A 24,256-nucleotide genomic window follows, 5' to 3' on the forward strand; every position below is an offset into this window, starting at 1 on the left:
AGCTGCGCGCGGAGCCGCCGGTGCTCCCATCGTGGCACGCGGAAGCGCCGGGGTCGAGGCCCGCGGTGGCCGTCCGAGGCGGTCATCTCAGAACTCCCGCCATCGTGCCCCGAATCCCGTCGCGGCGAGCACTGCAATGTAGAGCGCGGCTGCCGCCAGCATCGCCCCGTCCAGACCGAAGCCCCCGACCGCCGCACCCGCGAAGAAGCTCCCCAGCGGCATCGCGCTCGTCACACAGGCTGAGATCGCCGCCAGCACCCGCGCGCGGATCCCGGGCGGGACAAGATGCAAGATCGCCGAATCGATGAGCGGGTTGAGGGGCCCACCGGCCAGCCCTGCGATCGCGAGCGCGCCAAGCGCCACCGGAAGCGGGGGTTCACACGCGAGAATCACATACGGAGGCGCCCCGGCAAGGACGAAGAGGACGAGGAACAGCGGCCGCCGGGGAACCCGGTCGCCGAGAAGCCCAGAGGCAGCCGCCCCGACGAGTCCGCCCCCGGCAATACACGCCGCCATCAGCCCCAGCACGCTCGGGTCGCCCGTCCGATCCGCGTAGAGAGGCCTGAGGACCGTGGCGCCGGCGATGTCGATCGCGTTCGTGAGGACCACCATCATCACCACCGCGCGGAAGAGCGGCGTCCGCCAGATGAACGCGAATCCCGCCAGCATTCCCTCCCTGTTGCTCGAACGCGGCCCGGTGCTTGCGGGCGCATCGGACCGCGGGATGCATCGCACCGTCAGGAGAATCGCGCAGCAAAAGGCCCCAGCGGTGAGGAGCAACGCTCCAGCTGCGCTCGCGAAGGCAACGACCACGCCGGCCGCGGAGACTCCGAGCATGGCCGCGGTTCGTGACACCGTCGCCTGGGCGGCGGCGGCCTTCTCGAGCGGGACGCCGGCGAGCGCGGCAAGTTCGGGGAGCTGACTCAACCTGGCGGCGTTCCCCGGCGCATCCAGGAGGTTCGATGCGAACACCAGGAGCAGGAGCACCCAGATCGGCAACAGGCCGGCTGCGGCGAGCACCGGGATCGCGAGGACGGTGATCCCACTTGCGGCATCCGCGACGATACTCGCAGAGCGGAACCCGAAACGATCGACGAGGACTCCGCCCATGGTGCCTCCGATCACGATCGGGGCCGTTGCGGCGACGCCCGCGATGGTGACCGACCACGGTGACGGATCGAGTTGCAGAGCGAGCAACGGTATGGCGACCACCGTGACCGCGTTCCCGGCTCGGGAGCAGCCGTCCCCCGCGAGCAACGCGACGAGCGGGGCTCTTCGGCGGGACGGCGGGAGGCTCATGGTCGTCGGTACGCCGCGTATTGGATGGTGACTGGATGCGCACCCGTGCGGGCTCCCCCCGTATCGCGCGCAGAGCGCCCCGCCCAGCGGGTCGAGAGTTCTTCGAGTTCACGGCTCATTTCGGCGAGTTCTTCGACGGTCAGCCACGCGAGCGAGTCACCGATCGTGCCCGCCGCGACCCAGGCGCGGTCGAGGGTCTCCTCAGACTCGAGATAGGCGAGCAAGGCTGCGGCGTACCCGTGCACGATGGTCGTACGCATGGCGCGACCCGCCGCTTGTTGCTCCGGATTCTCATGCGCCGCGGCGGGATCGAAGCGTGTCGATTCCGCGGTTGCCCGCCACCACCGCTCGCGCCGGTCCCGCGCGAGCTCGGGCGCCAGCTCGATCAGCCCGTGCTTCTCGAGCGTGCCGAGGTGGTAGCTGATCGAGCCAGGCGCTGCGTCCAGCCTGCCGCTCAGCTTCCCGACGGTCTGAGGTCCGTCGGCGCGCAGCGAGCCCAGGATCCGGAGGCGGAGCGGGTGCGCGAGCGCGCGAAGTGCCGACGGATCCGTGATGTTGACGTGAGCGTGACGGTGCCTCATGCACCAGATCCTAATTCCACAAGAAATCTTGCGCAACGTATCTTGTGAACGTTGAAGGAGACCCCGAAGGCCCCGCCCGCAACATCGAGTCATCCTCGTGCGCACGCTCGGCGTCTGTGCTGTGATGGTCGAAACGCCGAGGAGGAATCATGAGCGAGGGCAGCACCGAATTCGAACGCCCGGCGGGCTCTGCGGAAGGCGCCACGGGCGCCAGCGATCCCGCGTTCGCCGAGGCGCATGCGCGCTGGCACGCCGGCGTCGAGGAGTCACGCCGGCACCCCTACGGGCCGCTCTCCCCGACCGCAATCTTCTGGCTCTCCCGCGAACCTCGCACCCTTCCCGGGCTGCCGGGGGTGTGGCGCGCCGACGCCGACGGGCTCGTGATCGTCGAGCTCAGCGCCGCCGACGGGGTGACGCTCGGCTCAGGAGATCCGGTCGAGGGCCGGGTCGAACTCGGTCCGCTCACCGGGACCGAGTCGGAGCTGCTCGGCTGGGGATCGATCCGGGTCGAGGTCGCCGCGCGGAGCGGCCAGATCGCGGTCCGGCCGCGCGACCCTGCCTCGCAGGCGCGCGCCGACTACGCGGGAACCTCCACCTTCGCTCCGAGTGAGAAATGGCTGATCAGCGCCGAGTTCAAGGCCCGTCCGCGCGCGGATGTGAGCGTTTCCTCCGCAGCGGGGCCCGATCGGCAACAGCACTACTCCTCGCCGGGGATCGCCCGCTTCAGCGTGGGCGACGCGACCGTCGAGCTGACCCTGTTCGGGTCGTTCGAGGGAGACGATCTGCGCGCGATCTTCGCCGACGCGAGCGGAGCAGACGCGACCTTCCCCGCCGCGCGCTTCGTCGACGTGAAACCCGGCCCGGACGGAACGCTCGTCATCGACTTCAACCGGGCCGTCAACCCGCCCGCCGCCTACTCCGCCGCGGCAACCTGCCCGTTCCCTCCCGCCGAGAACCGGCTGCCCGTGCGCATCGATGCCGGCGAGCTCCGGCCCGCGCCGGGCACCGGACGCGCCTGAGCAGCCGGATCGAGCGGCGAACGGAGCGCCGGGAGCGGCGGGAGCGCCGAGAACACCCGGCACTCGTCTGCGGCAGAGGCCCCGGGCAAGGCGGAGCTTCTGCGCGGGCCGGATCCCGCGCCGGCCTGCGCCGCCGATTACCCTGTTCACATGTCTTCCACGGAATCGACCACGGAATCGAGTGCGCTCGGCAGCCCCGCGCCGAGGCTCCTCTCCCAGGCGTGGCCGCGCTCGACAGAACGCCTCACGATCCGGCTCGCGACTCCCGCGGACTCCTCGGCGCTGTGGGAGTTCTGGCGGCTCCCCGAGGTGGGCAAGTGGCTCGGCTGGGCGCCCGTCGACCGGGAGGACTGGGACGCCACGCTCCCCGCAAAGCTCGCGGACTTCCTGATCGTCGAGCACGAGGGTCGCGTGATCGGGAACCTCATGCTGCACATCGAGGACGCCTGGGCACAGCGCGAGGTGGCCGAGCGGGCCACACAGGTGCAGGCGGAGATCGGCTGGGTCTTCCACCCCGACTCCGGCGGACGCGGCCTCGCCACCGAGGCAGTTGAGGACCTGCTGGGGCTCTGCTTCCAGGACCTCGGGCTCCGCCGCGTCCAGGCCGGCGCCTTCGCGGACAACGAGCCATCGTGGCGCCTCATGGATCGCGTGGGGATGCGGCGCGAGTACTACGCGGTGCGCGAGTCCCTGCACCGCGATCTCGGCTGGATCGACGGGGTCTTGTACGCGATGCTGGCCGACGAGTGGCGGGCCAGGAGGAGCGCGAAGGGCGAGTAGCCAGCCGCCCCTCACTCGACGATCGCCCGCAGCCCCGCAGCGAGCGTGTTCATCGTCTCCGTCGACGCGGTGACGGCCTCCGGAGAGTCTTCCGGGAAGCTCAGATAGCCGTGCGTCGTGTCCGCTTGGAGCGAGGTGGCCACGCGCACCCCAGCGCTCGTCAGCTGATCGGCGAACTCCTCGCCCGAGGGGCGCAGGTCGTCGGCCTCGGCGTTGACGATCACGGTCGGCGGAAGCGCCCGCAGCGTCCCGGCGGGCAACTCCCCCATGACCAGGTGTTTCGATGCCACGTCCGCGTCGCTGACCGGACCGAGATAGTAGTCATACATCTGGGCCACGAGATCGGCGTCCTCGCGCTTCGCATCGGGCAGGTCCTTGACCAGTGCGGCAACCTCCGGATCCTCCCGCTGCACCCGGTGCAGCGTCGGATACTCGAGGAGCAGCGCCCGCGCCACACCCCGGCCGGGATGGCCGCTCGCTGCCGAGTGCTGCCCGCGGGCCGCAAGGTTCCGCTCGAGGGCCGCATACCCCGCGAGCTGGCCACCGGCGCTCGCCCCGCCGACCGCGAGCGGGAGCTCGCTCTGCTCCCCCGCCCAGCCGAGGACCGCGGCGACATCGTTCGCCGGGGCTGGGGCCTTCACGGTGTCCGACGCGAGCACGTAGTCGACCGTGTACACGCGGATCCCGAGCGCCGCGAACTGGCGGGCCACCCAGTCGGGCTCAGGGCCATCGAGATCACCGGCGAGGAACGATCCGCCGTGCGCCCACACGAGCACCGCCCACGGTTTCCCGCTCGGCTCGTACTGGCGGACCGGGATCTTCTCGGACCCCGTGCGATTCGGCTCGTCCTCCGTCGCGCCGGAAACCTCATCGGCGCTCGCCCACCCGGGAACGGTGAGGTTCGTCACCCGCACGCTCTCAGGGTTCGCCGCGGTGTCCGCGGTATCCGGGCTGACCGCCTCACTGTGCTGCGGCGGCGAGGCGGAGCAGCCGACCGCGGCGATCCCGCAGACGAGGATTGCGACGGACGCGGTGATCGCGCGGGCGCGAAAGCGACGCGGAGCGGAGCGGGAGGGCAGCGAGCGGGGAGTCACGCGGTCAGTGTAGACAGCCGCACCTCAGAGCCTCCCCGATTTTCACCGCGATCAGGCAGGCGTCTGTCAGGCTGCCCCGCGCGCCCGAACCGCGTAGCATCGGAACCGGTGCGCGACGCCGCGCACGCGAGTTCGGAGTCCGGCCTGGCAGCGCCCAGGATCCTCGTCTCCGCCCACCGCCCCGAGAAAGCGAGCCACCGCATGTCCTCCCCCACCACACTCTTCCGCAACGCGTCCGTGTTCACGGGCGAGGCGAGCGTTCCGATGCGCGAGGCGTTCGCGGTGCGGGACGGCCTGATCGTCGCGGCCGGAGACCTCGACGCGGTGCGGCTCGCGGCCGGCGAGGGGGCCGAGGAGATCGATCTGGGCGGCGCGCTCGTGACGCCGGGCGTCACCGAGGGGCACTCGCACATGCTCATGCTCGGCGAGGCGCTGTCGAAGGTGCAGCTGCGCGACGCGAAGAGCGTCTCCGAGGTGCAGGAGCGGCTCGCCGCCCGCCGCGCCGCCGAGCCAGACGCCCCGCGCGTTCTCGGCGTGAGCTGGATGTTCGACATCTTTGGCCCGGGCGAGCATCCCACCGCCGCGATGCTCGACGCCGCCGTGGCCGACGTCCCCGTGATTCTCGACGCGAACGATCTGCACTCCGCGTGGGTGAACACCGCCGCCCTCGAGGCGATGGGCATCACCCGGGACACCCCCGATCCCGTCGGCGGCGAGATCGTGCGCGACGAGAACGGCGACGCCACCGGCTTCCTGCTCGAGACCGCCGCCGTGAAGTACGGGTGGGGCTACCTGGACTCGGTGGCGACCGACGCGGACCGCGACGGCTTCCTGCAGGCGGCGTTCGATGCCTACCTCGAGACCGGGGTCACCGCGGCGACCGAAATGTCGTTCGGCGACGCTGAGCTCGGCGCGTACCGCCGCCTCCTTGACCGCGACGGCCGGCTCCCCTTCCCGGTGAACGCGCACTGGCTGCTCACCGCATCGGGGGATCTCGAGACGGACCTCGCCGAGGTGGCGAAGGTGGCGCGGATCCGCGACGAGGTTTCCGCCGCCTACGGCGACCGCTGGCTGCGCATCGCCGGCGTGAAGTTCATCCTCGACGGTGTCATCGACGCCTGCACCGCCACAATGCGCGCCCCTTACAAGAACGGGGCGATGCCCGGTCCCATCTGGGAACGGGAGTTCGCGCTCCCCGTCGCGGTCGCCGCCGACGCTGCCGGCCTCGAACTCGCGCTGCACGCGATCGGCGACGAGGCGAGCACGATCGCCCTCGACATGGTGCAGGAGTGCATCCGCGTGAACGGCCCGCGCGCCGACCGTCGCGCCCGCGTCGAGCACCTCGAGTACGTTGCGGACGACACGATCGCCCGCATGGCCGCACTCGGCGTGACCGCCTCGATGCAGCCCGTGCACTGCGATCCGGCCGTGCTCGACAACTGGCAGGCCGTGCTCGGCGACGAGCGCGCCGTCAACGGCTTCCCGTGGCACAAGTTCCGCGAATCCGGCGTCGCGCTCGCTCTCGGCACCGACGCCCCGACCGGGCCGCACGAGGCCCCGAACAACCTGTTCATCGCGCTCACCGCGAAGTCCGCGCTGGACCGGGCCCGCGCGCCCTACAACCCGGAGCGCGTCTTCTCCCCCGAGCAGGCGCTTGAGGCGTTCACCCTAGGGCCAGCGTGGGCGACCGGTCGGGACAGCGAGTTCGGGCGCATCGCGAGCGGGTACCGCGCGACCTTCGTGGTCTGGGACGCGAACCCCATCACCGACGATCCCGCCACGCTCCTCGACAAGTCGGCCGCGCTCACCGTGGTCGACGGTGCAGAGGCGTTCCGCCTGCAGCGCTGATCCCGGATCCGCGATCCCCGATCGCGTCGAGGATCCTGGCACACCCCGGCGCTCGACGCCGCGCTGGCGACACCCAGCCCGACGCGCCAGAATGGGCGCATGACCCCCGAGCACGAGACCCACCGGCCCGCGTTCGCGCGATCCGAGTTCAGCTACACCGACGCCCAGGGCGTCGAAATCAGCGCGTACTCCTGGATTCCCGACGAGCCGATCGCCGCGGTGCAGATCGCGCACGGCATCGGTGAGCACGCCGGCCGCTACGACGCCTTCGCCGCACACCTCGCGGGCGCCGGGTTCGCCGTCTACGCCGACGACCACCGCGGCCACGGCGAAACGGGCCGCAGGCAGACCGGCGGCGACCTCCGCAGGCTCGGCAAGCTGGGCCCCGGCGGGCTCGTCGCCACCGAGGCCGAGGTGCTGCAGCTCACCGGGATCATCCGGGAGCGGCACCCCGGCCTTCCCGTCGTGATGTACGCCCACTCGTGGGGATCCCTGATGGCGCAGAGGATCCTGAACGAGCACCCACAAGCGTGGGATGCCCTTGTGCTGAGCGGGAGCGCGTTCCGCACCTTCCGGCACATGGAGAGCGGCGACCTCAACGCCCACTGGGCCGGCGACGGTGCGAACGGATTCGAGTGGCTGAGCCGCGATCCGCAGACCGCAGCTGACTTCATCGCGGACCCGCTGTGCTTCTCGGCCGACATCATCAAACTGTTCGGCGTCGCCGACGGGCTCCGGCTCTTCGGGAAGCCGACCGCGGGCCTCGCCCCCGACATGCCGATCCTCATCGTCTCCGGATCCGAGGACCCGCTGAGCAAGGGCGACAGCCTGAAACTCCTCGCCGACGCCTACCGCAAGCGCGGGGTGCGCGACGTGACGCTGAAGCTCTACCCGGGAGCGCGCCACGAAACACTCAACGAGACGAACCGCGACGAGGTGTTCGCCGACGTCCTGACCTGGATGCTCGACCGCGTCGACGAGAGTTAGGGTGCAACTTCCCTCGTTCCCGTCGTGAACACCCTGTCCCACCCCCGAACTGGAATCGGTTTCCCCGGCCGAGAGCTCTCCCGTGTGAGCAGTTAGTTCTCGGGGTCCAGTTTCGAGGGTTCACCGCGGTCGATGTGCTTCGTAGCAAGTATCCATGCGCCAGCGACGATCGCCAGCGCCAAAACTCCGCTGCCAGTCAACACGGATCCAAACACCCGCCGTGCCATACGGGCAGGGTCACAGAAAGCGGAATCGATAACCTCGCCTGAACACGCCTGTTCGATATTCGGGAGATCTACGAGAAAGACTCCGAAAATTGCTACGCCAAGGATCAAGACGACGATACTGAGCATCGACCAGATGCGTGTCTTATACGCAGGCATATTTTCCGTTCGGCTTGTACGAAGTGAGCGTGCCGCTCGTCCTTGTGTAGTTCACATAGACAGGCGGATCGGCCACCACGGGAAAGTCCGCAGGGGTCAAGTTGGAGGTATCGATGACCTGGTGCACGCGTTGGCCATCAATGTCAAAGCGAGTGGGCACCGGTCGGTTCTTCGCGTCCTTCGCCCAGGGCGCAGCGAATCCGCCAATTTCTTCACCCGCTGCGTCATGGAAGACAACCCCACCGTCACCTGAAAAAACAACCATTCCAGCCGTCACGTTAATCCTCTTGAATATAAATGATTGTTCCGACTCATTTTTTTAAGGTAACACGGTGTCTGCCATTCGGGTACTTTCATCGCACGTTGGGAAGAGTTTCGGCGGCTCGTTCAACGCGTTCGATACGCCCCGCAGCGTGATCCGGACGGAACTGGCATTGTGCATCGTCGCCACCTCTCGTTTCCGCGTTACGTTCCCGCTGGCATCTCCCGCACGACCGCGTCAGGGCGTAGCCTGAGAGCATGAGCATGCACGGCGAGTACAAGGTTCCCGGCGGGAAGCTGGTCGTGGTCGACTTCACCCTGGTCGACGACCGGATCCGCGATTTCCGCCTGTCCGGCGATTTCTTCCTCGAGCCCGACGATGCCCTCGAGTGCATCAACGAGGCCGTCGAGGGGATGAGCCCGAACGGCACGATCGAGGAGTTCGCGAAGGCGATCCACGATCGGCTGCCCAGCGAGGTCCACCTGCTCGGCTTCACGCCCGAGTCCGTGGGCGTCGCGATCCGACGCGCCGTCACCGGTGCGGCGCACTGGCGCGACTACGACTGGCAGATCGTCCACGAACCGCCCGTCTCGCCCGTGCTGAACGCCGCACTCGACGAGGTGCTCACCGCGGCCGTGGGCGAGGGGCTGCGCGGTCCCACCCTCCGGATTTGGGAGTGGGACTCCTCCGCCGTGATCATCGGCAGCTTCCAGTCGGTCAAGAACGAGGTCGACGAGGAGCAGGCAGCGGCCCACAACGCCCAGATCGTGCGTCGGATCTCCGGTGGCGGCGCGATGTACATGGAGCCGGCATCGTCCATCACCTACGCGCTCTACGTGCCCGGCGAGCTCGTGCGCGGCATGAGCTTCGCCGACTCCTACGCCTACCTCGACGAGTGGGTGCTCGAAGCCCTCAAATCGCTCGGGATCGACGCCGTCTACAAGCCCCTCAACGACATCACGAGCCCGCAGGGCAAGATCGGCGGGGCCGCCCAGAAGCGGCTCGGCTCGGGCGCCGTGCTCCACCACGTCACCATGGCCTACGACATGAACGCCGAGGCCATGACCCAGGTGCTCCGGATCGGCCGCGAGAAGCTCTCCGACAAGGGCACCGCGAGCGCGCAGAAGCGCGTCGACCCGCTCCGCAGCCAGACCGGACTCACCCGCGAGGCGATCATCGAGCGCATGATCGAGGTGTTCGTGCAGCGCCACGGAGGCACCCGCAGCGAGGTCACCGAGGGCGAATGGGATGCGGCGGAACGCCTGGTCAAGGAGAAGTTCATGACGGAGGAGTGGCTGCGGAGGGTGCCGTAGGGGGCTCGCTGATTACGAGTCCTCCCAGAGGGCCGTATCGCGCGTGATCTCCACGGCCTCGATTCCCGGCGCCGCGAGGAGCGCGTCGGCCGCGTCGCGGGAGCAGGCGATGAGGGTCGAGTCGAGGTCGATCTCGCTCACGAGCACCCACTCGCGGCCCCGCGGCCAGATCAGGTTCGGGGTCTGGGGGCTCTCCTCGCGATAGCCGTCCGGGCCGAGCCACGGGGCGCGCACCTTCCACCGCGGGGTGCGGAAGTCCGCAATGCCCGCCGCGAAGCAGATGTAGTCGCGCCCGGGGAGTTCGAGGCGCGAGCCCGTTGCTGCTTCCCGGGACAGGTACCCGGATCCGGGGGCCTGCTCCGCGCGCGGGAACAGGGCGGCCCTGATCGCGGGCTCCGTTCCGAATATCTTTCGGCGGATCGCAAACGCGGCGAGACGGCTGTACGCCCGCGCGCCGATCCGGCTCAGCCAGGTCGGGGTCCGCGGCAGCGGGGCGAAGGCGAAGAACCCGACGCCCTGCGCGGACACGAGCCCGCCGTAACCGTCCCAGATCGCGGCGACACCCTGACCGGGCGTTGACGTGCGGGCGGCAAGCACGGCCGCGACGCGCTCGAGCACGCCCTCCGAGAGGGACCCATCGGCCGGCTCGGAGTACCGCCAGCCTTCGGCGTCGACGGCGTCGAGCTGCTCGCCCCACGCGGCGCCGGCCAGACGCCAGGAGAGCGCGGCCGGTCCGAATGCCTCAGAGTTGCCGAGCGCGCTCGCCGTCTGCTTCCAGCCGGCGTTCTCCTCGATCGTCTCGGGGATCCTCGCGGTGCTTGGGTCGCTCAACAGGGCTTCGTACTCGGCCCAGTTGCCATGCACCGGGCGCGTCCGCGTGAACGGGTGCAACACCCTGATGAGCGCAGCGAAGCCGGACGGCACGATGTGGTCGAGTTCCTCACGATCCGGGTCCGGGATGCCCGCGGCGTCAGCGCTGGCCGCCCTTGCGGCCGCCGCGCCCGGATCGGAGACCCCCTCGTCGGCCGCGCGGCCGGAGTCCCACTCCGCGAAGCGGGGAACGAGCCACTCCCCGACCTCGCCCGGAAGCCACGGGAACTGCGCCCCTCCGATGGTCGACTGGCGCACCGCATCCTCACGACTCATGGGGTGAGCAGCACCTTTCCGGTCGTCGCGCGGCCCTCGAGCGCGGTCTGGGCGGCGGCGGCCTCGGCGAGCGGGAACGTCGCGCCCACGCGCACGTCGAGCGTGCCCGCCTCGATCGCGGCGAACAGCTCGCCGTAGCGCCACGCGCGCTCCTCGGCGTCGCGCAGGAAGTGGGTGAGTGTGGGGCGCGTCACGGAGAGCGAGCCGCCGGAGTTGAGGCGCTGCAGATCGAACGGGGGAACGGGGCCGCTCGCTCCGCCGAACAGCACGAGCTCGCCGCGCACCCGGAGCGAGTCGAGCGATCCGTCAAAGGTCGCCCGGCCGACGCCGTCGTAGGCCACCGCGACGCCCTCCCCGTCGGTGAGCTCCCGAACCCGCTCGGGGAAACCGGGGTAGTCGAGCACGGTCGCGGCGCCCGCAGCGAGGCTCAGCTCGCGCTTCGACTCGGAGGACACGGTCGTGATCACGCGAACGCCGCGCGCGGCGAGCAGCTGCGTGAGCAGCAGACCGACGCCCCCGGCGCCCGCGTGCACGAGCACCGTCTCGCCCGGCTCGGGGTGCGCAGCGGAGTTCGCGAGGTAGTGGGCGGTGAGGCCCTGGAGCGGGATCGCCGCCGCGATCTCGGGAGCGATGCCGTCTGGCACCCGCACGGCGCCCTCCGCTGCAACGACGAACCGCTCGGCGTAGGTGGCGCGCGCCTCCGCCGTCGCGACGAAATCGCCGACGGCGTGCCCCGCGACCCCGTCGCCGACCGCCAGCACCCGCCCGGCGCCCTCGGCGCCCGGGGTGAAGGGGAAGGACACCGGGTACAGTCCCGAGCGCTGATACGTCTCGATGAAGTTGACGCCGGTCGCGGCGGCCTCGACGAGGATCTCGCCAGGACCTGCGACGGGATCAGGAACTTCAGCCAGTTTCAGGACTTCCGGCCCACCCGGCTCCACCGCGACGATCGCTCTGATACTCATACGATCGAGCCTACGCGCGGCGGCCTCCGGCCCGCCAGGGCGAATGAGACGCCCACCTGGCCGGGGGGGGTGGGCAGCTCCGGAGGAACTCCGTGTCGCCCGCCCCCGGCCGGCGATCAGCGCTCTCGGCTGCGGCGAGCGCGGGCCACGGCGAGGGCCGTGAGCGCGAGCCCGAGCCCGCCCCACAGGACGAGCAGCACCGCGGCGCCGCCGACGCCGGAGGCGTCCATCGCGATCGCCTGGAATCCGCCGAGCGCGGATCCGATCGGGCTCGCGTCTCCGAGCGCGGCCAGGGGACCAGGCACGGTGGAAACGATCCCCACGGCGAACGCCACGACCAGCAGAGCAAACGCGAGGAACCGGCCGAAACCGCCGAGCAGCGCCGACAGTCCCTGCACCAGCAGGGAGAACGCCACCCCGGCGAGCAGGGCAAGGCCGAAGAACGCGGCCCCCTTCCCGAGGTCGTAACCGAGCGCGATCGGCAACACGATTCCGGCGATCGCGCCCTGCAGCGCACCCAGCCCGATCGCGGGCAGCGCGCTGCGCAGCGTGATCGCGCCGACCCCGCGGGCAGCGTCCCTGGTGCGGCGCCACAGCGGCGACAGCACGAGGAACGCGGCGAGCGCTCCCGCCCACAGGGCGATCCCCGCGAACAGCGGTACCCCGGAGGAGTTGAAGAGTTCGTCGCTCCCGCCCTCCGCCTTCACTGAGGTAACGGCGTGATCGGCCAGCGTGTTCCGCTGCGCCTCGGAGTAGTCGGGGATCCCGCTCGCTGCCGCGCCCAGGCCCTTCGCGAGATCCTTCGACCCCTTCGCCGACTGTTTCGCACCGTTCGCGAGCTCCTTCGCACCGTCCGCGAGCTCGGGCGTCTTCGCGGCGAGCGCCGCGGTACCGGAGGAGAGTTCGGATGCGCCGCCCGCGAGCTGCGAGGCGCCGCCCGCGAGCTCCGAGACACCGCCGGCGACCTTGGCGGCACCGTCCGCCGACTGGTGCGCGCCCGTCGCGAGCTGCTGCCCCTTCGCCGCGAAGGTGTTGAGGCCGCCGCCGAACTGCTCGAAGCCATTGGCGAGTGCCTGCAGCTGTTTGAGTTTCTTGGTGGGGTCGCCACCGCTCCCGCCGATGCCACCGGGTTGGCTCCCAGCGGCCGCGATCCGCTCCTGCATCTCTGCCGCGCCAGCCTGCACTTCTCCGATCCCACCGCTGATCTGCCCAGAATCTCGGGTCAGCGTGTCGGTCATCTCGTTGCAAAACTCGGGGGTCGCCCCGGAGGTGCGGCACTGAGCGTCAAGATAGGGAACGTGCGCCTTGAGCGACTCGGACCCGGCCATCGTGGTCCCGATGCCGTTGGCGATCCGTTGGGTCGGGCCCTTGAGCTCCTGCACAAGACTGGCAATCCACTGCGACAGCTTCGTGAATTCCGCGACGGCGGATCGTACACCGCCGAGCATCTCCTGGTAGCTCTTCGCGAGATCCCGCGCGCCGTTCGCGTACTCCGTGACGCCGTCCGCGATCTTCGCCTGCCCGTCCGCGGCCTGTTGCGCGCCGTCGGCGAGGGTCCCAGCGCCGCCCGCGAGGCTCCCCGCGCCGTCGGCGAGGGTGCCGGCGCCGCTCGCGAGCTGCTGGGTGCCGTCGGCGAGCTGGGTGGTCCCGTCGGCGAGCTTCGTGGTGCCGTCGGCGAGCTGCGTACCGCCCGCCGCGAGCTTCCCGGCGCCGGAGGCGGCGTCCGAGATCCCGGTGTGGAGCTTGTTCATGCCGACGAATACGTTGCCGACGAACTGCGATCCGAGTTTCTGATTGAGCATGCTCGTCGCGGTCTGGGTCACGATGCTCGACAGCGCCGAGTCGATGAGCCGGCCGCGATCGCTCTCCGCGATCTCAATGCGCGCGGTCTGCACCTCATCCGGGCCCTTGCTCGCCGAGGTCGCGGCCGCGGAGAAGTTCTCGGGGATCGTCACGGAGGTCGCGTAGCGGCCCTCGTCCATGCCGGCCTTCGCGTCCTCCGCGTCGGTGAGCACCCACGTGAAGTTCGTCTCGGCGTCCCCCGCGATGAGCTCGCTCGCGAGGACGCGGCCGAGCGGCACGAGCTGGCCGTCCACCTCAACGGGCTTGTCCTCGTTGACGACGGCCGCTGTGACCTGCTCGAGGCGGTCGGTCGGCTGCCACAGACCCCACAGCAGCACGCCAGCCACCGTGAGCGGCACGAGCAGGAGGCCGAGAATCGTGGTCCAGCGCACGGGCTTGCGTCCGCTGAGGCGTTCGAGCGGAGCACTCATCGCGCACCCCCTTCCGGGTTGATCGGGTTGTTGGACGTGGTGGGCCCGTCCGGGCCAGGGGCCGCGTGCGCCCCGGCGAGGGCGGGAGCCGGGCCGTGCGGCTCAGCGGCGGCCGCTTCCCGGCCGCCCTGCGCCTCCCGAGCGGGCTGCACGAGCTCGGTACCCGCGGGGAGGAACGGTTCGACAGCCCCGCGCTCGCCGAGGACCACGAAGGTGAGCGGCGCCGCGCCCCGGTGCTGCGCCTCGACATTCGCGGCGGCGATCCCCGATCGCAGCGCGTCGAGCCGCTCACCCGTGACGGGCGCGTGCGCGGCGTCGCGCAGATCGAGCAGCACGAGTGCCGGCTGATCCTGCAGCGTCTCGCGCAGCGATTCGACATCGGTCCAGGCCGCTCTGCCGCGCAGCGATCCCGCGCGCTCGGGCAGGAGCAGGCCGTCAACGGTCATCGTCCCGGCGACGATCGCGCCGCGACCGGTGACCGCCTCGGCGAGCGGCAGCGAGACGGGGTCGCGCGGATCGAGCAGCAGCACCGCACCGCCGGGGACGCGCAGCGCGTCGACGCGCAGGTTCCCTGGCAGGAGCAGGCGATCTGCCGCGATCGCGGCGTCCGGCATGTCCTCGGGCCAGTTCGCGTGGGCGAGCTCGCGCGCCAGGCCCTCGCCCTCGACGTCGAAGGACGGCAGGATCTTCGCGAGCCAGCGCGGCATCCACCAGGCGCGATTCCCGAGCAGCGACAGCACCGCGGGCACGAGGGTCATGCGGACGATGAAGGCGTCGACGAACACGCCGACGGCCAGGCCGAACGCGATCACCTTGATGCTCGGATCGCCCTCCGGAACGAACGCCGCGAACACCGCGAACATGATGAGCGCTGCGGCCGTGACGACCTTCGCGCTGCCCACGAAACCGCGCTGGATCGCCTGCTGGGCGTCCGCGCCGTGCACGTACTCCTCGCGAATGCGGGACACGAGGAACACCTCGTAGTCCATCGCGAGCCCGAACAGCACGCCCATCAGGATGATCGGCATGAAGCTGAGCACGGGGCCGGGCTCGTGCACGTTGAACAGCGCGGCGCCCCAGCCGAGCTGGAAGACCGCGATCACGGCACCGAACGCCGCGCCGACGGAGAGCAGGTAGCCGAGCGTCGCCTTGATCGGCACCCAGACCGAGCGGAACACCATCGCGAGCAGCACGAGCGACAGCCCGACCACTAGGATCCCGAACGGCACGAGGGCCTGCAGCAGCATCTGCGAGACGTCGATCCCGACCGCCGTGAAGCCCGTCACCGCGAGACTCACGTCGTACTTCTTCTCCCACTCGTCGTGCTTATCGCGGAGCGCCTGCACGAGCTCGGCGGTGCTCTGCGCGTGCGGTCCCTCCTCCGGCTCGACCTGGATGATGCCGGTGTCCGCGCCCTGGTTCGGGGTCGCGAGCGGCACCGACGCGACGCCGGGCACCTTGCGGACCTCGTCGGCGAGGTCCTCCATGAGCCCGAGCGGGTCGGTGCTGCCGATGATCGAGCCGGTCAGCAGCAGCGGGCCGTTGGCGCCCTCACCGAAGTGCTCCCCCGTGAGGTCGTAGGTGATCTTCGCCGGATCGTCGGCGGGGAGCGAGGTCGCGTTCGGGAGCGCGAGCCGGATCTGAGCCGCCGGAACCGTCGCGATGCCGAGGCCCACGAGCACGACGAGGATCGTGATGATCGGGCGTCGCGTCGCCGTTCGCACCCACCCAGCGAAGAAGCGGTCGGCGCGGGACGGCCCGTGCGGGCGCGCCTTCTCATCGCCGTTCGCAGCTGCGATCAGGCTCTTTCGCTGGCGTTTCGGCAGGATCCTGAGGCCGGCCATCGCCATGATCGCGGGCGTCAGGGTGACCGCGATGAGCACGGCGACGGCGACCGCTGCCGCCGCTGCGACGCCGAGCGCCGTGAGGAACGGGATCCCGGCGACCGACAGGCCGACGAGCGCGATGATGACCGTGAGACCCGCGAACACGACCGCCGAGCCCGACGTCGCCGTCGCGCGCGCGATCGATTCCTCCACGGGAACCCCGGCGCGCAGCTGCTCCTGGTGCCGACTCACGATGAACAGGGTGTAGTCGATGCCGACGGCGAGCCCCAGCATGAGCGCGAGCATCGGCGTCGTCGAGGTGAGTTCCGCGAACGCCGTGACGAAGAACAGTCCCGCGATCGAGACGCCGACCCCGAGGATCGCGATGATCAGGGGCATTCCCGCCGCGATGAGTGAGCCGAGCGTGAGGATGAGGACCACGAAGGCGATGACGACTCCGATGGCCTCGGTGGGGCTGATGCCGGGGATCGCCGCGGAGAAGAGATCGCCGCCGTAGGAGACCTCGGCGCCGGTGGGGAGCCGGTCGCGGATGTCCGCGGTGCCCTGGATGATCGCCTCCTCGGTCTTCGGGTCCACCTGGCCCACCTCGGCGTCGACCGTCAGCGTGATGAGCGCGGCGGCGCCGTCCTTCGAGAGCCCGCCGCTGGCCTGCTCGCTGAACGGGGTCTGCACCGCGGTGACATCCTTCGCGTCGGCGAGGCGGTGCTCTGCGTCCTCGATGATGCTCCGGTACGGCTGGTCCTCGACCGAGTGGCCCTTCGCGGCGACCACGATGATGGTCGCGTGCGTGCCGCTCACCTCGGGGAAAGTGTGGCTGAGGGAGGTGATGGCATCCTGCGATTCGGTGCCCGGAATCGAAATTGGGGCGTTTGCCCCCTGGCCGAACACGGCCGCGCCCGCGCCAAGCAGCGCAAGGATCGCGATCCACAAGGCCAAGACCAGGTATTTCGCTCGGGTGGCCCAGCGTCCGAGGGCGTAGAGCAGCGTCGACATTCGAGCCTTCCGGGGGTGGTGGAATCGAAGGAACAGGCGTTCGATACAGAAGTGTATCGAACTCGATACGGTAATGTATCCATCACCCGCTCCGAGATCGCTGAAATGCAGCCGGAGCCCTGAGAGGAGGCGCCGTGAGCGACAGCCCGATTCAGGGTGCGGCGCACGACCCCGGCACCCTCTCCCCCGCAGCCACCGGCGCGGCCCCGCCCCCGAGCCCCCACCACGGAGCGGCACCCGCAACCGGCCCCGTGCTCACGCCGCGCCGCCAGCAGACGCGCGCCCGCCTCCTCGACGCCGCAACGCTCGTCTTCGCCGAGGAGGGGTTCCTCGGGGCGAGCGTCGAGAGCATCACGCAGCGCGCCGGCTTCACCCGCGGCGCCTTTTACTCGAACTTCTCCAGCAAGGAAGAACTCTTCCTCGCCCTCCTCGACCGCGAATACGCCACCCGCGCCGCCTCCATCCGCGAGCGCGCGGCAACGATGGCGGAGATCATCAGAAGCGAGGGCCGCACGATCTCGCCAGCGGACGCCTCACGCTTCGTCTCGGAGTTCTTCGCGCCCACCGGCGACGAGGCGCTCTGGTACGCACTCGAGGCCGAGTTCACGCTGCTCGCCATGCGCGAGCCCGAGAGCGCACCCGAGTTCATCGACTTCGTCGGGCGCTTCAGCGGCGAGCTCGGCTCGCTCGTCGAGGAGATCGCCCTGGCCGCCGGCAGGCACTTCGTGATCCCCGTCGAGCGGGCCATGCCGGTGCTCTCAGGGATCTACGATCGCGCATTCCGCATGACCGCGCTGCGCGGCGCCGACGCCCCGGAGGGCCTGAACGAGCTCGGGGATCGCGTCGCAGAACTCGTGTTCGCGCTGACGGCGCCGAACGCGGCCGGGGCCGAGTGCCCCTTCCCCCTTCCCGGATCGCCCGAGGGGAGCGCGCCGAACTAGGATGGGGGGCGTGCTGCTCTCCGACCGCGATATCAACGCCGAACTCGAATCCGGACGCATCGGGCTGACCCCGAGCGACGCCTCGATGGTGCAGCCCTCGAGCGTCGATGTGCGCCTGGACCGCTACTTCCGGCTCTTCGACAACCACAAGTACGCCGTCATCGATCCCGCGCAGGAGCAGCCGGAACTCACCCGGCTCATCGAGGTCGACCCCGAGGAGGGCTTCATCCTCCACCCCGGCGAGTTCGTGCTCGGCTCCACCTTCGAGCAGGTCTCCCTCCCCGACGACATCGCCGCGCGCCTCGAGGGCAAGAGCTCGCTCGGCCGCCTCGGCCTCCTCACCCACTCGACCGCGGGATTCATCGACCCCGGTTTCACCGGCCACGTCACGCTCGAGCTGTCGAACGTCGCCACCCTCCCGATCCGCCTGTGGCCCGGCATGAAGATCGGGCAGCTGTGCTTCTTCAAGCTGTCGTCACCCGCCGAGCGCCCCTACGGCGCCGGCGCGACATTCTCCCGCTACCTCGGGCAGCGCGGGCCGACGGCCTCGCGCTCGCACCTCAACTTCCACCGCGCCGACGTGACGGCGACGGACGCGGGGGCGAACGGGGCGTAGCCGGCGGAGGCTGCTGCGCCCGGGCCCCTCGGCTCAGAGGTGCTGCACGTCACGCACGTACGTGCCGCGATCCGTCGCTGGCACGCCCGCCGCGGAGGCGGTGAAGCGCACGATCTCGCTCCGGTAGTGGTCGTCCGAGACCTCGGTGACCCGGCCGTCCGCGTCGCGGGCGACCCTGTGGAGGCGCAGGATCGGGGCGCCGAGCGGGATGCCGAGCATCTCGCTGTCGAGTTCATCGGCGGCGATCGCGTCGATCTCGTGCAGCACGTCGACGCGGGGGAAGCCGTTCTCGGCGAGGAGTTCGGTGATGGAGAGCGAGTCGAGGTCGTGCTCGAAGAGGACGCGGCCGACGTCCTTCCGGTAGGCGAGTCGCTCGAACATGGTGCGCCTGCCGTCGAGGAAGCGGAGCCGGAGCACCTCGACGACCTGGTCGCCCTCGTCGATCTCAAATGCGGCGGCGACGCCGGCGTCCGCGCGGCGCAGCGAGACCTGCTGGGTCACGGCGCCTGGAACCGCACCGATGGCTTCGGCCCAGCGCGTGAACGGGATTTCCGCGTCGACGGCCTGGCTCGGCTTGCGGCGCACGACGCGCGCTGGCCTGCCCCGTCCGGTGTCGATGAGACCCTCGGCGCGGAGAGCGCCCAGGGCATTCCGGACCGGGCCGCGCGACGTCTGCCACTCCGTGGCGAGGTCCGCCTCGGTCGGGACGTTGTCTCCAGGCGCGAGACGGCCGTCGAGGATCCTGGCGCGGAGATCGTCCGCGATCTGCAAGTAGACAACTTTGCTCACGTAGGCATGTTACATCGGCGAATTCACCGGCTCAACTTCAGGCGAAACGGTCATTTCCTGTTCAGATTCCCCCCTGAACAGGTAAACATGCCCTGAACGTTTGCCACATAGGTACATTCGTTACCACTCGGGGTGCGAGGGTAGTGGCGGTTCGTTTCCCACCCCCCTCCGAAAGGCAATCATGAACCTTCGTGCGATCAAGGCCTCCGTGGCACTCGTGGGCGTCGCCCTCCTGGGCCTCGGCCTCGCCTTCTGCTCCAGCTCCACTGGCGGCTCCGAGTCGGCTGCAAGCGTCTCCGGCAAGTTCGCGAACAACGCGGACACCCTCGTCTTCGGCGTCGTCCCCGACTCCGTCGACACCGAGACGAACTACCAGCCCCTCATGGACTACATCGCCCAGGAGACCGGCAAGAAGGTCGAGTACCACGAGTCGACCGACTACGCCGCGCTCATCGAAGCGGCGATCGCGGGCAAGATCGACGTGGCTTCGTTCTCGGGCTTCACCTACGTCACCGCGACCAACAACGGCGCGGAGCTCACCCCGATCTCCTCGATCATCACCGAGAAGGGCCAGAAGCCCGGCTACTTCTCGCAGGCGATCGTGCCGAAGGACAGCTCGCTCAAGTCCGTCGCTGACTTCAAGGGCCACAAGGTCTGCTTCGTCGATCCGTCGTCGACCTCCGGCTACCTCTTCCCGAGCTACAACCTCCTCGAGGCCGGCATCGACCCGAAGAAGGACATCACCCCCGTCTTCGCGGGCAAGCACGACGTCAGCGTCACGAAGACCGGCGAGGGCAAGGAGTGCGAGGCGGGCTTCGCCGAGGACAGCGAGGTCGCGAAGTCCGACAAGGTCAAGGTCATCGGCGAGACGATGGTGCCCGGCGCCCCGATCGTCCTCGCGAATGCACTGCCCGACGACGTCAAGAAGAAGCTCACCGACTCGCTCAGCAAGGTGACGATCGACGACATCGTCAAGTCCGGCGTGAAGAGCGCCGACTCCGACTCCTTCCGCAAGACCTTCTACGCGACGGAGCCGGTCGACGACAAGTACTACGACCAGATCCGCGACATCTGCAAGAAGACCAAAGCGGAGCAGTGCCAGGCCTAGTACCGGCCTGACCCACTCCCCCGAACCCGAGAGGCCAGCATCATGACCGAATCGCTCACCACCCCCGTGATCGACATCGCAGGACTCACCAAGCGGTACTCCGAGCACACGACCGCGCTGAACGCAGTCGACCTGCGCGTTAGTCAGGGCGAGATCGTCGTCCTGCTCGGCCTCTCGGGATCCGGGAAATCCACGCTGCTGCGACACATCAACGGCCTCGAGACGCCGAGCGAGGGCTCGGTCGGCGTTCTCGGCCAGCCCGTGTCGCGGCTGTCCGGCGCGAAGCTGCGGGGCCTCCGCAGCCGCGTCGGCTTCATCTTCCAGCAGTTCGAGCTCGTCGGCCCGCTCACGGTGCTCGAGAACGTGCTGAGCGGGGCGCTCGGAGCGCTCCGCGGACCGCGGCTCGGGCTCTTCACCTACCCGGCCGCGCTCAAGCGCAAAGCGCTCGGGCATCTCGAGCGGGTCGGGCTTCTCGACCGCGCCTATCAGCGCGCCGACACCCTCTCGGGCGGCCAGCAGCAGCGCGTCGCGATCGCCCGCGCGCTCATGCAGGATCCCGAGGTGCTGCTCGCCGACGAGCCCGTTGCCTCGCTCGATCCCGAGTCCAGCATGCAGGTCATGGCTCTGATCAGGGAAATCGCAGCGACCGACGGGCTGACGGTCGTGTGCAGCCTGCACCAGGTGGACCTCGCGATCTCGTGGGCGGACCGCATCGTCGGCCTACGCCACGGCGAGCTCGTACTCGATACCCCCGCCGAGGGCCTCACCCGCGCCGAGGTCATGGAGATCTACGGCCGAGTCGCCACGAGCACCGAGGAGCTCGAGGCGGTCGACCGGGAGCTTCGCACCGAGCTGCAGCAGCGCGAGCAGGCCCAGGCGGAGTCCGAGTCGCGGGATCCTTCCGCGACGCCAGCCCAGGATCAGCCCAGCGCGCGCGGGGAATTCGTCTCGTGAGCGTCGCAACCGCACCAGCGCCCCGTCGCGCTCCCGGTCCCGTCACCCCGGGTGACATCGCCGCCAGGGCTCCCAAGCGCCGACTCGATCCGCAGCGCGTCGCCGCGGGCATCGCCCTGATCCTCCTCGTCGTGCTCGCGGGGGCCGCCCTCGCGAAGGTCAACATCTCCATTCCCGGGATGCTCGAGAGCGCCTCCAACGCCGAGCGCTTCTTCGCTCGCGTCGGCAGCCTCAAATTCCCGGAGCCCCTGGAACTCCTGCAGCTCACGGTGCTCACAATCGGTCTCGTGCTGACGGGAACGGTGCTCGCTGCGCTCCTCTCTGTGCCGATCGCCTACCTCGCAGCCTCGAACACCACCCCCGGCCCGGTCTGGCGCGCGATCGCCCGCTTCATCGGGGTGTTCACCCGAGCGCTCCCGGACGTTGTGCTCGCCATGGTGTTCGTTCTGCTGTTCTCGCTCGGCGCGCTCCCCGGCATTCTCGCGATCGGCATCCACTCCATCGGCATGATCTCGAAGCTCTTCGCCGACGCGATCGAGCAGATCGATGAGGGCCCTCGGCTCGCGATCCGCGCCGCGGGCGGGTCGAAGCTGCAGCAGTTCACCGTCGGGATCCTGCCCCAGGTGATGCCCTCCTGGGTGGCGACGGTCCTGCACCGCAACGACATCAACCTGCGCGGCTCGGTCGTGCTCGGCTACGTCGGCGTCGCCGGGCTCGGACTCGCGATGTCGAACGCCTTCAAGTCCCTCAACTATGGGCTCGGCCTGGGGATCGCGCTCGTGATCTTCGTGCTCTGCGTGCTCATGGAGCTCGTGTCGAGCGCGGTGCGCGTCGGCATGCTCGGCGAGAACGCCGGCCGCGGCGTGTTCGTGAAGCTCTTCACGCGCGGCCGCTCGAATCCCGGCCGCAGGGGCGCCTCCGGCGAGCGCCCTGCGACGGAGCCGAGCTTCGGCTCCGTCGATGCCGCGATGCGTCGGCCCTGGACGATCGGCCGCGCGCGGAACCTCGCCGCTGGATGGATCGCCGTCGCGGTCGTCGTCGCCGGCGTCCTCGTCAGCGGCATCAACTGGGGCGATTTCCTCACCTTCTGGGCGAAGGTTCCCCCGGTCGCGGCCTCGTTCTGGCCGCCGAACTTCGGCAACTACGGTTTCGCGGTGATCTTCGGCGCAATGGTCGAGACGGTCGAGATCGCCCTCGCAGCAACGCTGCTCGCGTTCGTCGGCTCCCTCCTGATCGGCTCGCTCGCCGCTCGCAACGTCGCCCCGAACCCGGCGACGCGATCCGGGTTCCGGCTCCTGCTCGTCGGCATCCGAGGCGTCCCGGAGCTGATCCTCGCGATCGTCCTCATCGTGATCACGGGCCTCGGCATGCAGGCGGGAACGATCGCGCTCGCCTTTGGTGGGATCGGGCTGCTCGGCAAGCTCATCGCCGACTCCTTCGAGGAGGTGCCCCGCGGCCCGGAGCGCGCGCTCACCGCCGCCGGTTCCTCACGGCTCCAGATGTTCTTCGGCGCCACGCTCCCGCAGGGAGCGCAGTCCCTGGTCGGGCACACCTTCTACCTGCTCGACACGAACATCCGCGCGGCGACGCTGCTCGGCATCGTCGGTGGCGGCGGCGTCGGCTACTACCTGCTCAATGCCGGCCAGGGCTCCAACTACCAGCTCGTGGGGTCGATCGTGATCATGATCCTCATCGCGGTGCTGCTCGTCGAGGGGCTCGCGATGTGGATGCGGAAGGTGCTCCGGTGAGCGCGGCACGGCGGGGCGCCCCGCTGACAAATGGCGCGGGAGCGGGCACCGGTTCCTCCTCGGGCTTCGGGTCCGCCTTCGATGTCGCCGTCGTTGGCGCCGGCATCGTCGGGCTCGGAGTGGCCTACGCTGCGGTGCAGCGCGGCCTGAGCGTGGTCGTCGTCGAGCGACGCACCCGCATCGCCGGCGCGAGCATCAGGAACTTCGGCCATCTCTGCATCGGCGCGCAGACGGGCACGGCCCGGCGTTACGGCGACGCCGCTCGTGAGAAGTGGCTCGCGCTCTCCCGCGACGCCGGCTTCTGGCTGCGGGAGTCGGGCACGCTCGTCGCGGCACGGCACGCCGATGAGCTGGCGCTCCTCGAGGCCGCGGCGGCCGACGGCGGGATCCGCATGCTCGACGCCGCTGAGTTCACGGCCGCCGCCCCGGTCGCCCCCGGCACGGTCGTTGGCGGCGCGAAGATCGCGCCCGACCTGCAAACGAATCCGCGTGAGGCCGGCGAGAAGATCGCGGCGCATCTCGCGCGGCTCGGCGTCGAGTTCCGCGTGCGCACCGCCGCGACCGGTCTCGTGCCCGGTGACGCGGCGACGGGCACGAGTCCGACGCTGCTCACCAGCCGCGGGCCGATCTTCGCCGGCCGCGTCGTGCTCGCCGTGAACCACGACATCGACGAGCTCGCCCCCGAACTCGCGGAGCGCGCGGGCGTCGAACGCTGCGCCCTCGACATGCTGCGCGTGCAGGCCGCGCTCTCCCGCCCGCTCGACGCTCCGCTCCTCACCGGCTGGTCCCTGATCCGGTACGGCCGCTTCGCCGGCCTCCCCGAAGCCGCGACCGTGCGCGCGCGCCTCCACGGCGAACGCCCCGATCTCGCGGCCATCGACCTGAACCAGATGTACACGCAGCTCCCCGATGGCAGCCTGCTGCTCGGCGATACCCACGCCACCGAGACGACCGCCTCCCCGTTCCAGGCGGAGGACGGCCAGCAGGCGATCATCGATGAGGCCTGCCGCCTGTTCGGATTCACCGCACCCCGGGTGATCGAGCGCTGGCAGGGCGTCTACGCGAAGTCCCCGGAGGAGTTCCTGCTCGAATCGCTCGCCGACGGGATCGTCGCGGCGTCGGTCACGACCGGGATCGGGATGACCACCGGGCTCGGCTTCGCAGAGCACGCGCTCGAGACCGCCCTCGCCGGCAATCGACCGAACCGCGCCAGGCGGCACGAGCAGCAGCCGCACTAGCGATCTCCGGCACACCGGTCGACGCGCGGCGCATCCACCCTCACTCAGATCCACCACCCCTCGCAGAACAGG

20 protein-coding genes are annotated in these 24,256 nt (G+C 70.0%); 11 read left to right on the top strand and 9 right to left on the bottom strand.

Annotated features, from left to right (window positions below; all coding sequences use genetic code 11):
• Positions 1 to 87 precede the first annotated feature (87 nt).
• The gene (locus JD292_RS07245; RefSeq protein WP_200132080.1) at positions 88 to 1,299 is read right to left on the bottom strand and encodes an MFS transporter; all 1,212 of its coding nucleotides are present in this window, start codon (positions 1,297 to 1,299) and stop codon (positions 88 to 90) included.
• Positions 1,296 to 1,880 carry an ArsR/SmtB family transcription factor gene (locus JD292_RS07250; protein ID WP_200132081.1) on the bottom strand — a complete coding sequence of 195 codons (585 nt, stop codon included), beginning with the start codon at positions 1,878 to 1,880 and terminating at the stop codon, positions 1,296 to 1,298. Before JD292_RS07250 ends, JD292_RS07245 begins: the two co-directional genes overlap by 4 nt.
• A 149-nt stretch (positions 1,881 to 2,029) precedes the next feature.
• Here JD292_RS07250 and JD292_RS07255 point away from each other — a divergent pair, with 149 nt between their 5' ends.
• Positions 2,030 to 2,899: a DUF1684 domain-containing protein gene (locus JD292_RS07255; RefSeq protein ID WP_200132082.1), complete on the top strand. Its 870-nt coding sequence runs from the start codon at positions 2,030 to 2,032 to the stop codon at positions 2,897 to 2,899.
• Positions 2,900 to 3,049: 150 nt separating this feature from the next.
• Entirely contained in the window at positions 3,050 to 3,679 is a 630-nt protein-coding gene (locus tag JD292_RS07260; RefSeq protein WP_200132083.1) for a GNAT family N-acetyltransferase, read from the top strand.
• An 11-nt stretch (positions 3,680 to 3,690) separates the two neighbouring features.
• On the opposite strand, the gene JD292_RS07265 is transcribed toward JD292_RS07260, so the two are convergent.
• On the bottom strand, positions 3,691 to 4,773 hold the full coding sequence (locus JD292_RS07265; protein ID WP_369411184.1) for an alpha/beta hydrolase: 1,083 nt from the start codon (positions 4,771 to 4,773) through the stop codon (positions 3,691 to 3,693).
• A 201-nt stretch (positions 4,774 to 4,974) separates the two neighbouring features.
• Here JD292_RS07265 and JD292_RS07270 point away from each other — a divergent pair, with 201 nt between their 5' ends.
• Both JD292_RS07270 and JD292_RS07275 read left to right on the top strand, forming a co-directional pair.
• A complete protein-coding gene (locus JD292_RS07270; protein WP_200132247.1) occupies positions 4,975 to 6,621 on the top strand; it encodes an amidohydrolase in 1,647 nt (548 codons plus the stop codon).
• Between the two features lie 99 nt (positions 6,622 to 6,720).
• Positions 6,721 to 7,608 carry an alpha/beta fold hydrolase gene (locus tag JD292_RS07275; protein ID WP_200132084.1) on the top strand — a complete coding sequence of 296 codons (888 nt, stop codon included), beginning with the start codon at positions 6,721 to 6,723 and terminating at the stop codon, positions 7,606 to 7,608.
• Positions 7,609 to 7,977: 369 nt separating this feature from the next.
• Here JD292_RS07275 and JD292_RS07280 read toward each other — a convergent pair whose 3' ends face one another.
• The gene (locus JD292_RS07280; protein ID WP_200132085.1) at positions 7,978 to 8,268 is read right to left on the bottom strand and encodes a hypothetical protein; all 291 of its coding nucleotides are present in this window, start codon (positions 8,266 to 8,268) and stop codon (positions 7,978 to 7,980) included.
• A 248-nt stretch (positions 8,269 to 8,516) separates the two neighbouring features.
• Here JD292_RS07280 and lplAB point away from each other — a divergent pair, with 248 nt between their 5' ends.
• Positions 8,517 to 9,566, top strand: a complete 1,050-nt coding sequence (gene lplAB, locus JD292_RS07285) for a lipoate-protein ligase LplAB (RefSeq protein ID WP_200132248.1) — start codon at positions 8,517 to 8,519, stop codon at positions 9,564 to 9,566.
• Positions 9,567 to 9,578: 12 nt separating this feature from the next.
• On the opposite strand, the gene JD292_RS07290 is transcribed toward lplAB, so the two are convergent.
• The 4 genes from JD292_RS07290 to JD292_RS07305 form a co-directional block, all read right to left on the bottom strand.
• Positions 9,579 to 10,712 carry a hypothetical protein gene (locus tag JD292_RS07290; protein ID WP_200132086.1) on the bottom strand — a complete coding sequence of 378 codons (1,134 nt, stop codon included), beginning with the start codon at positions 10,710 to 10,712 and terminating at the stop codon, positions 9,579 to 9,581.
• Positions 10,709 to 11,677, bottom strand: coding sequence for a quinone oxidoreductase family protein (locus tag JD292_RS07295; protein ID WP_200132087.1), 969 nt, complete (start codon positions 11,675 to 11,677; stop codon positions 10,709 to 10,711). Before JD292_RS07295 ends, JD292_RS07290 begins: the two co-directional genes overlap by 4 nt.
• Positions 11,678 to 11,793: 116 nt before the next feature.
• Positions 11,794 to 13,950: a YhgE/Pip domain-containing protein gene (locus JD292_RS07300; RefSeq protein WP_200132088.1), complete on the bottom strand. Its 2,157-nt coding sequence runs from the start codon at positions 13,948 to 13,950 to the stop codon at positions 11,794 to 11,796.
• On the bottom strand, positions 13,947 to 16,790 hold the full coding sequence (locus JD292_RS07305) for an MMPL family transporter (RefSeq protein WP_200132089.1): 2,844 nt from the start codon (positions 16,788 to 16,790) through the stop codon (positions 13,947 to 13,949). The genes JD292_RS07300 and JD292_RS07305 overlap by 4 nt, the downstream gene beginning before the upstream one ends.
• Before the next feature lie 134 nt (positions 16,791 to 16,924).
• Between JD292_RS07305 and JD292_RS07310 the strand changes: the two genes are divergently transcribed.
• Positions 16,925 to 17,731 carry a TetR/AcrR family transcriptional regulator gene (locus tag JD292_RS07310; RefSeq protein WP_369411186.1) on the top strand — a complete coding sequence of 269 codons (807 nt, stop codon included), beginning with the start codon at positions 16,925 to 16,927 and terminating at the stop codon, positions 17,729 to 17,731.
• A 10-nt stretch (positions 17,732 to 17,741) separates the two neighbouring features.
• Positions 17,742 to 18,347: a dCTP deaminase gene (dcd, locus tag JD292_RS07315; RefSeq protein WP_200132090.1), complete on the top strand. Its 606-nt coding sequence runs from the start codon at positions 17,742 to 17,744 to the stop codon at positions 18,345 to 18,347.
• A gap of 33 nt (positions 18,348 to 18,380) precedes the next feature.
• On the opposite strand, the gene JD292_RS07320 is transcribed toward dcd, so the two are convergent.
• Positions 18,381 to 19,136, bottom strand: a complete 756-nt coding sequence (locus JD292_RS07320) for a GntR family transcriptional regulator (RefSeq protein ID WP_200132091.1) — start codon at positions 19,134 to 19,136, stop codon at positions 18,381 to 18,383.
• Between the two features lie 181 nt (positions 19,137 to 19,317).
• Here JD292_RS07320 and JD292_RS07325 point away from each other — a divergent pair, with 181 nt between their 5' ends.
• From JD292_RS07325 to JD292_RS07340, 4 genes are read left to right on the top strand one after another with little or no spacing between them, the layout of a single operon-like run.
• Complete coding sequence (locus JD292_RS07325) at positions 19,318 to 20,244, top strand: phosphate/phosphite/phosphonate ABC transporter substrate-binding protein (protein WP_200132092.1); 927 nt, start codon at positions 19,318 to 19,320, stop codon at positions 20,242 to 20,244.
• A gap of 42 nt (positions 20,245 to 20,286) precedes the next feature.
• Positions 20,287 to 21,198, top strand: a complete 912-nt coding sequence (phnC, locus tag JD292_RS07330; RefSeq protein WP_200132093.1) for a phosphonate ABC transporter ATP-binding protein — start codon at positions 20,287 to 20,289, stop codon at positions 21,196 to 21,198.
• Entirely contained in the window at positions 21,195 to 22,946 is a 1,752-nt protein-coding gene (locus JD292_RS07335; protein ID WP_200132094.1) for a PhnE/PtxC family ABC transporter permease, read from the top strand. Before phnC ends, JD292_RS07335 begins: the two co-directional genes overlap by 4 nt.
• Positions 22,943 to 24,184 carry a TIGR03364 family FAD-dependent oxidoreductase gene (locus tag JD292_RS07340; protein WP_369411187.1) on the top strand — a complete coding sequence of 414 codons (1,242 nt, stop codon included), beginning with the start codon at positions 22,943 to 22,945 and terminating at the stop codon, positions 24,182 to 24,184. Before JD292_RS07335 ends, JD292_RS07340 begins: the two co-directional genes overlap by 4 nt.
• The last annotated feature ends 72 nt before the right edge of the window (positions 24,185 to 24,256 follow it).

This window comes from Leucobacter edaphi (assembly GCF_016522535.1).
Classification (GTDB): Bacteria; Actinomycetota; Actinomycetes; order Actinomycetales; family Microbacteriaceae; genus Leucobacter; species Leucobacter edaphi.

Coding starts and splice junctions, on each gene's coding strand:
- JD292_RS07245 (WP_200132080.1), bottom strand. CDS start 1,299: ATGAGCCTCCCGCCGTCCCGCCGAAGAGCCCCGCTCGTCGCGTTGCTC.
- JD292_RS07250 (WP_200132081.1), bottom strand. CDS start 1,880: ATGAGGCACCGTCACGCTCACGTCAACATCACGGATCCGTCGGCACTT.
- JD292_RS07255 (WP_200132082.1), top strand. CDS start 2,030: ATGAGCGAGGGCAGCACCGAATTCGAACGCCCGGCGGGCTCTGCGGAA.
- JD292_RS07260 (WP_200132083.1), top strand. CDS start 3,050: ATGTCTTCCACGGAATCGACCACGGAATCGAGTGCGCTCGGCAGCCCC.
- JD292_RS07270 (WP_200132247.1), top strand. CDS start 4,975: ATGTCCTCCCCCACCACACTCTTCCGCAACGCGTCCGTGTTCACGGGC.
- JD292_RS07275 (WP_200132084.1), top strand. CDS start 6,721: ATGACCCCCGAGCACGAGACCCACCGGCCCGCGTTCGCGCGATCCGAG.
- lplAB (WP_200132248.1), top strand. CDS start 8,517: ATGCACGGCGAGTACAAGGTTCCCGGCGGGAAGCTGGTCGTGGTCGAC.
- JD292_RS07290 (WP_200132086.1), bottom strand. CDS start 10,712: ATGAGTCGTGAGGATGCGGTGCGCCAGTCGACCATCGGAGGGGCGCAG.
- JD292_RS07295 (WP_200132087.1), bottom strand. CDS start 11,677: ATGAGTATCAGAGCGATCGTCGCGGTGGAGCCGGGTGGGCCGGAAGTC.
- JD292_RS07300 (WP_200132088.1), bottom strand. CDS start 13,950: ATGAGTGCTCCGCTCGAACGCCTCAGCGGACGCAAGCCCGTGCGCTGG.
- JD292_RS07305 (WP_200132089.1), bottom strand. CDS start 16,790: ATGTCGACGCTGCTCTACGCCCTCGGACGCTGGGCCACCCGAGCGAAA.
- JD292_RS07325 (WP_200132092.1), top strand. CDS start 19,318: ATGAACCTTCGTGCGATCAAGGCCTCCGTGGCACTCGTGGGCGTCGCC.
- phnC (WP_200132093.1), top strand. CDS start 20,287: ATGACCGAATCGCTCACCACCCCCGTGATCGACATCGCAGGACTCACC.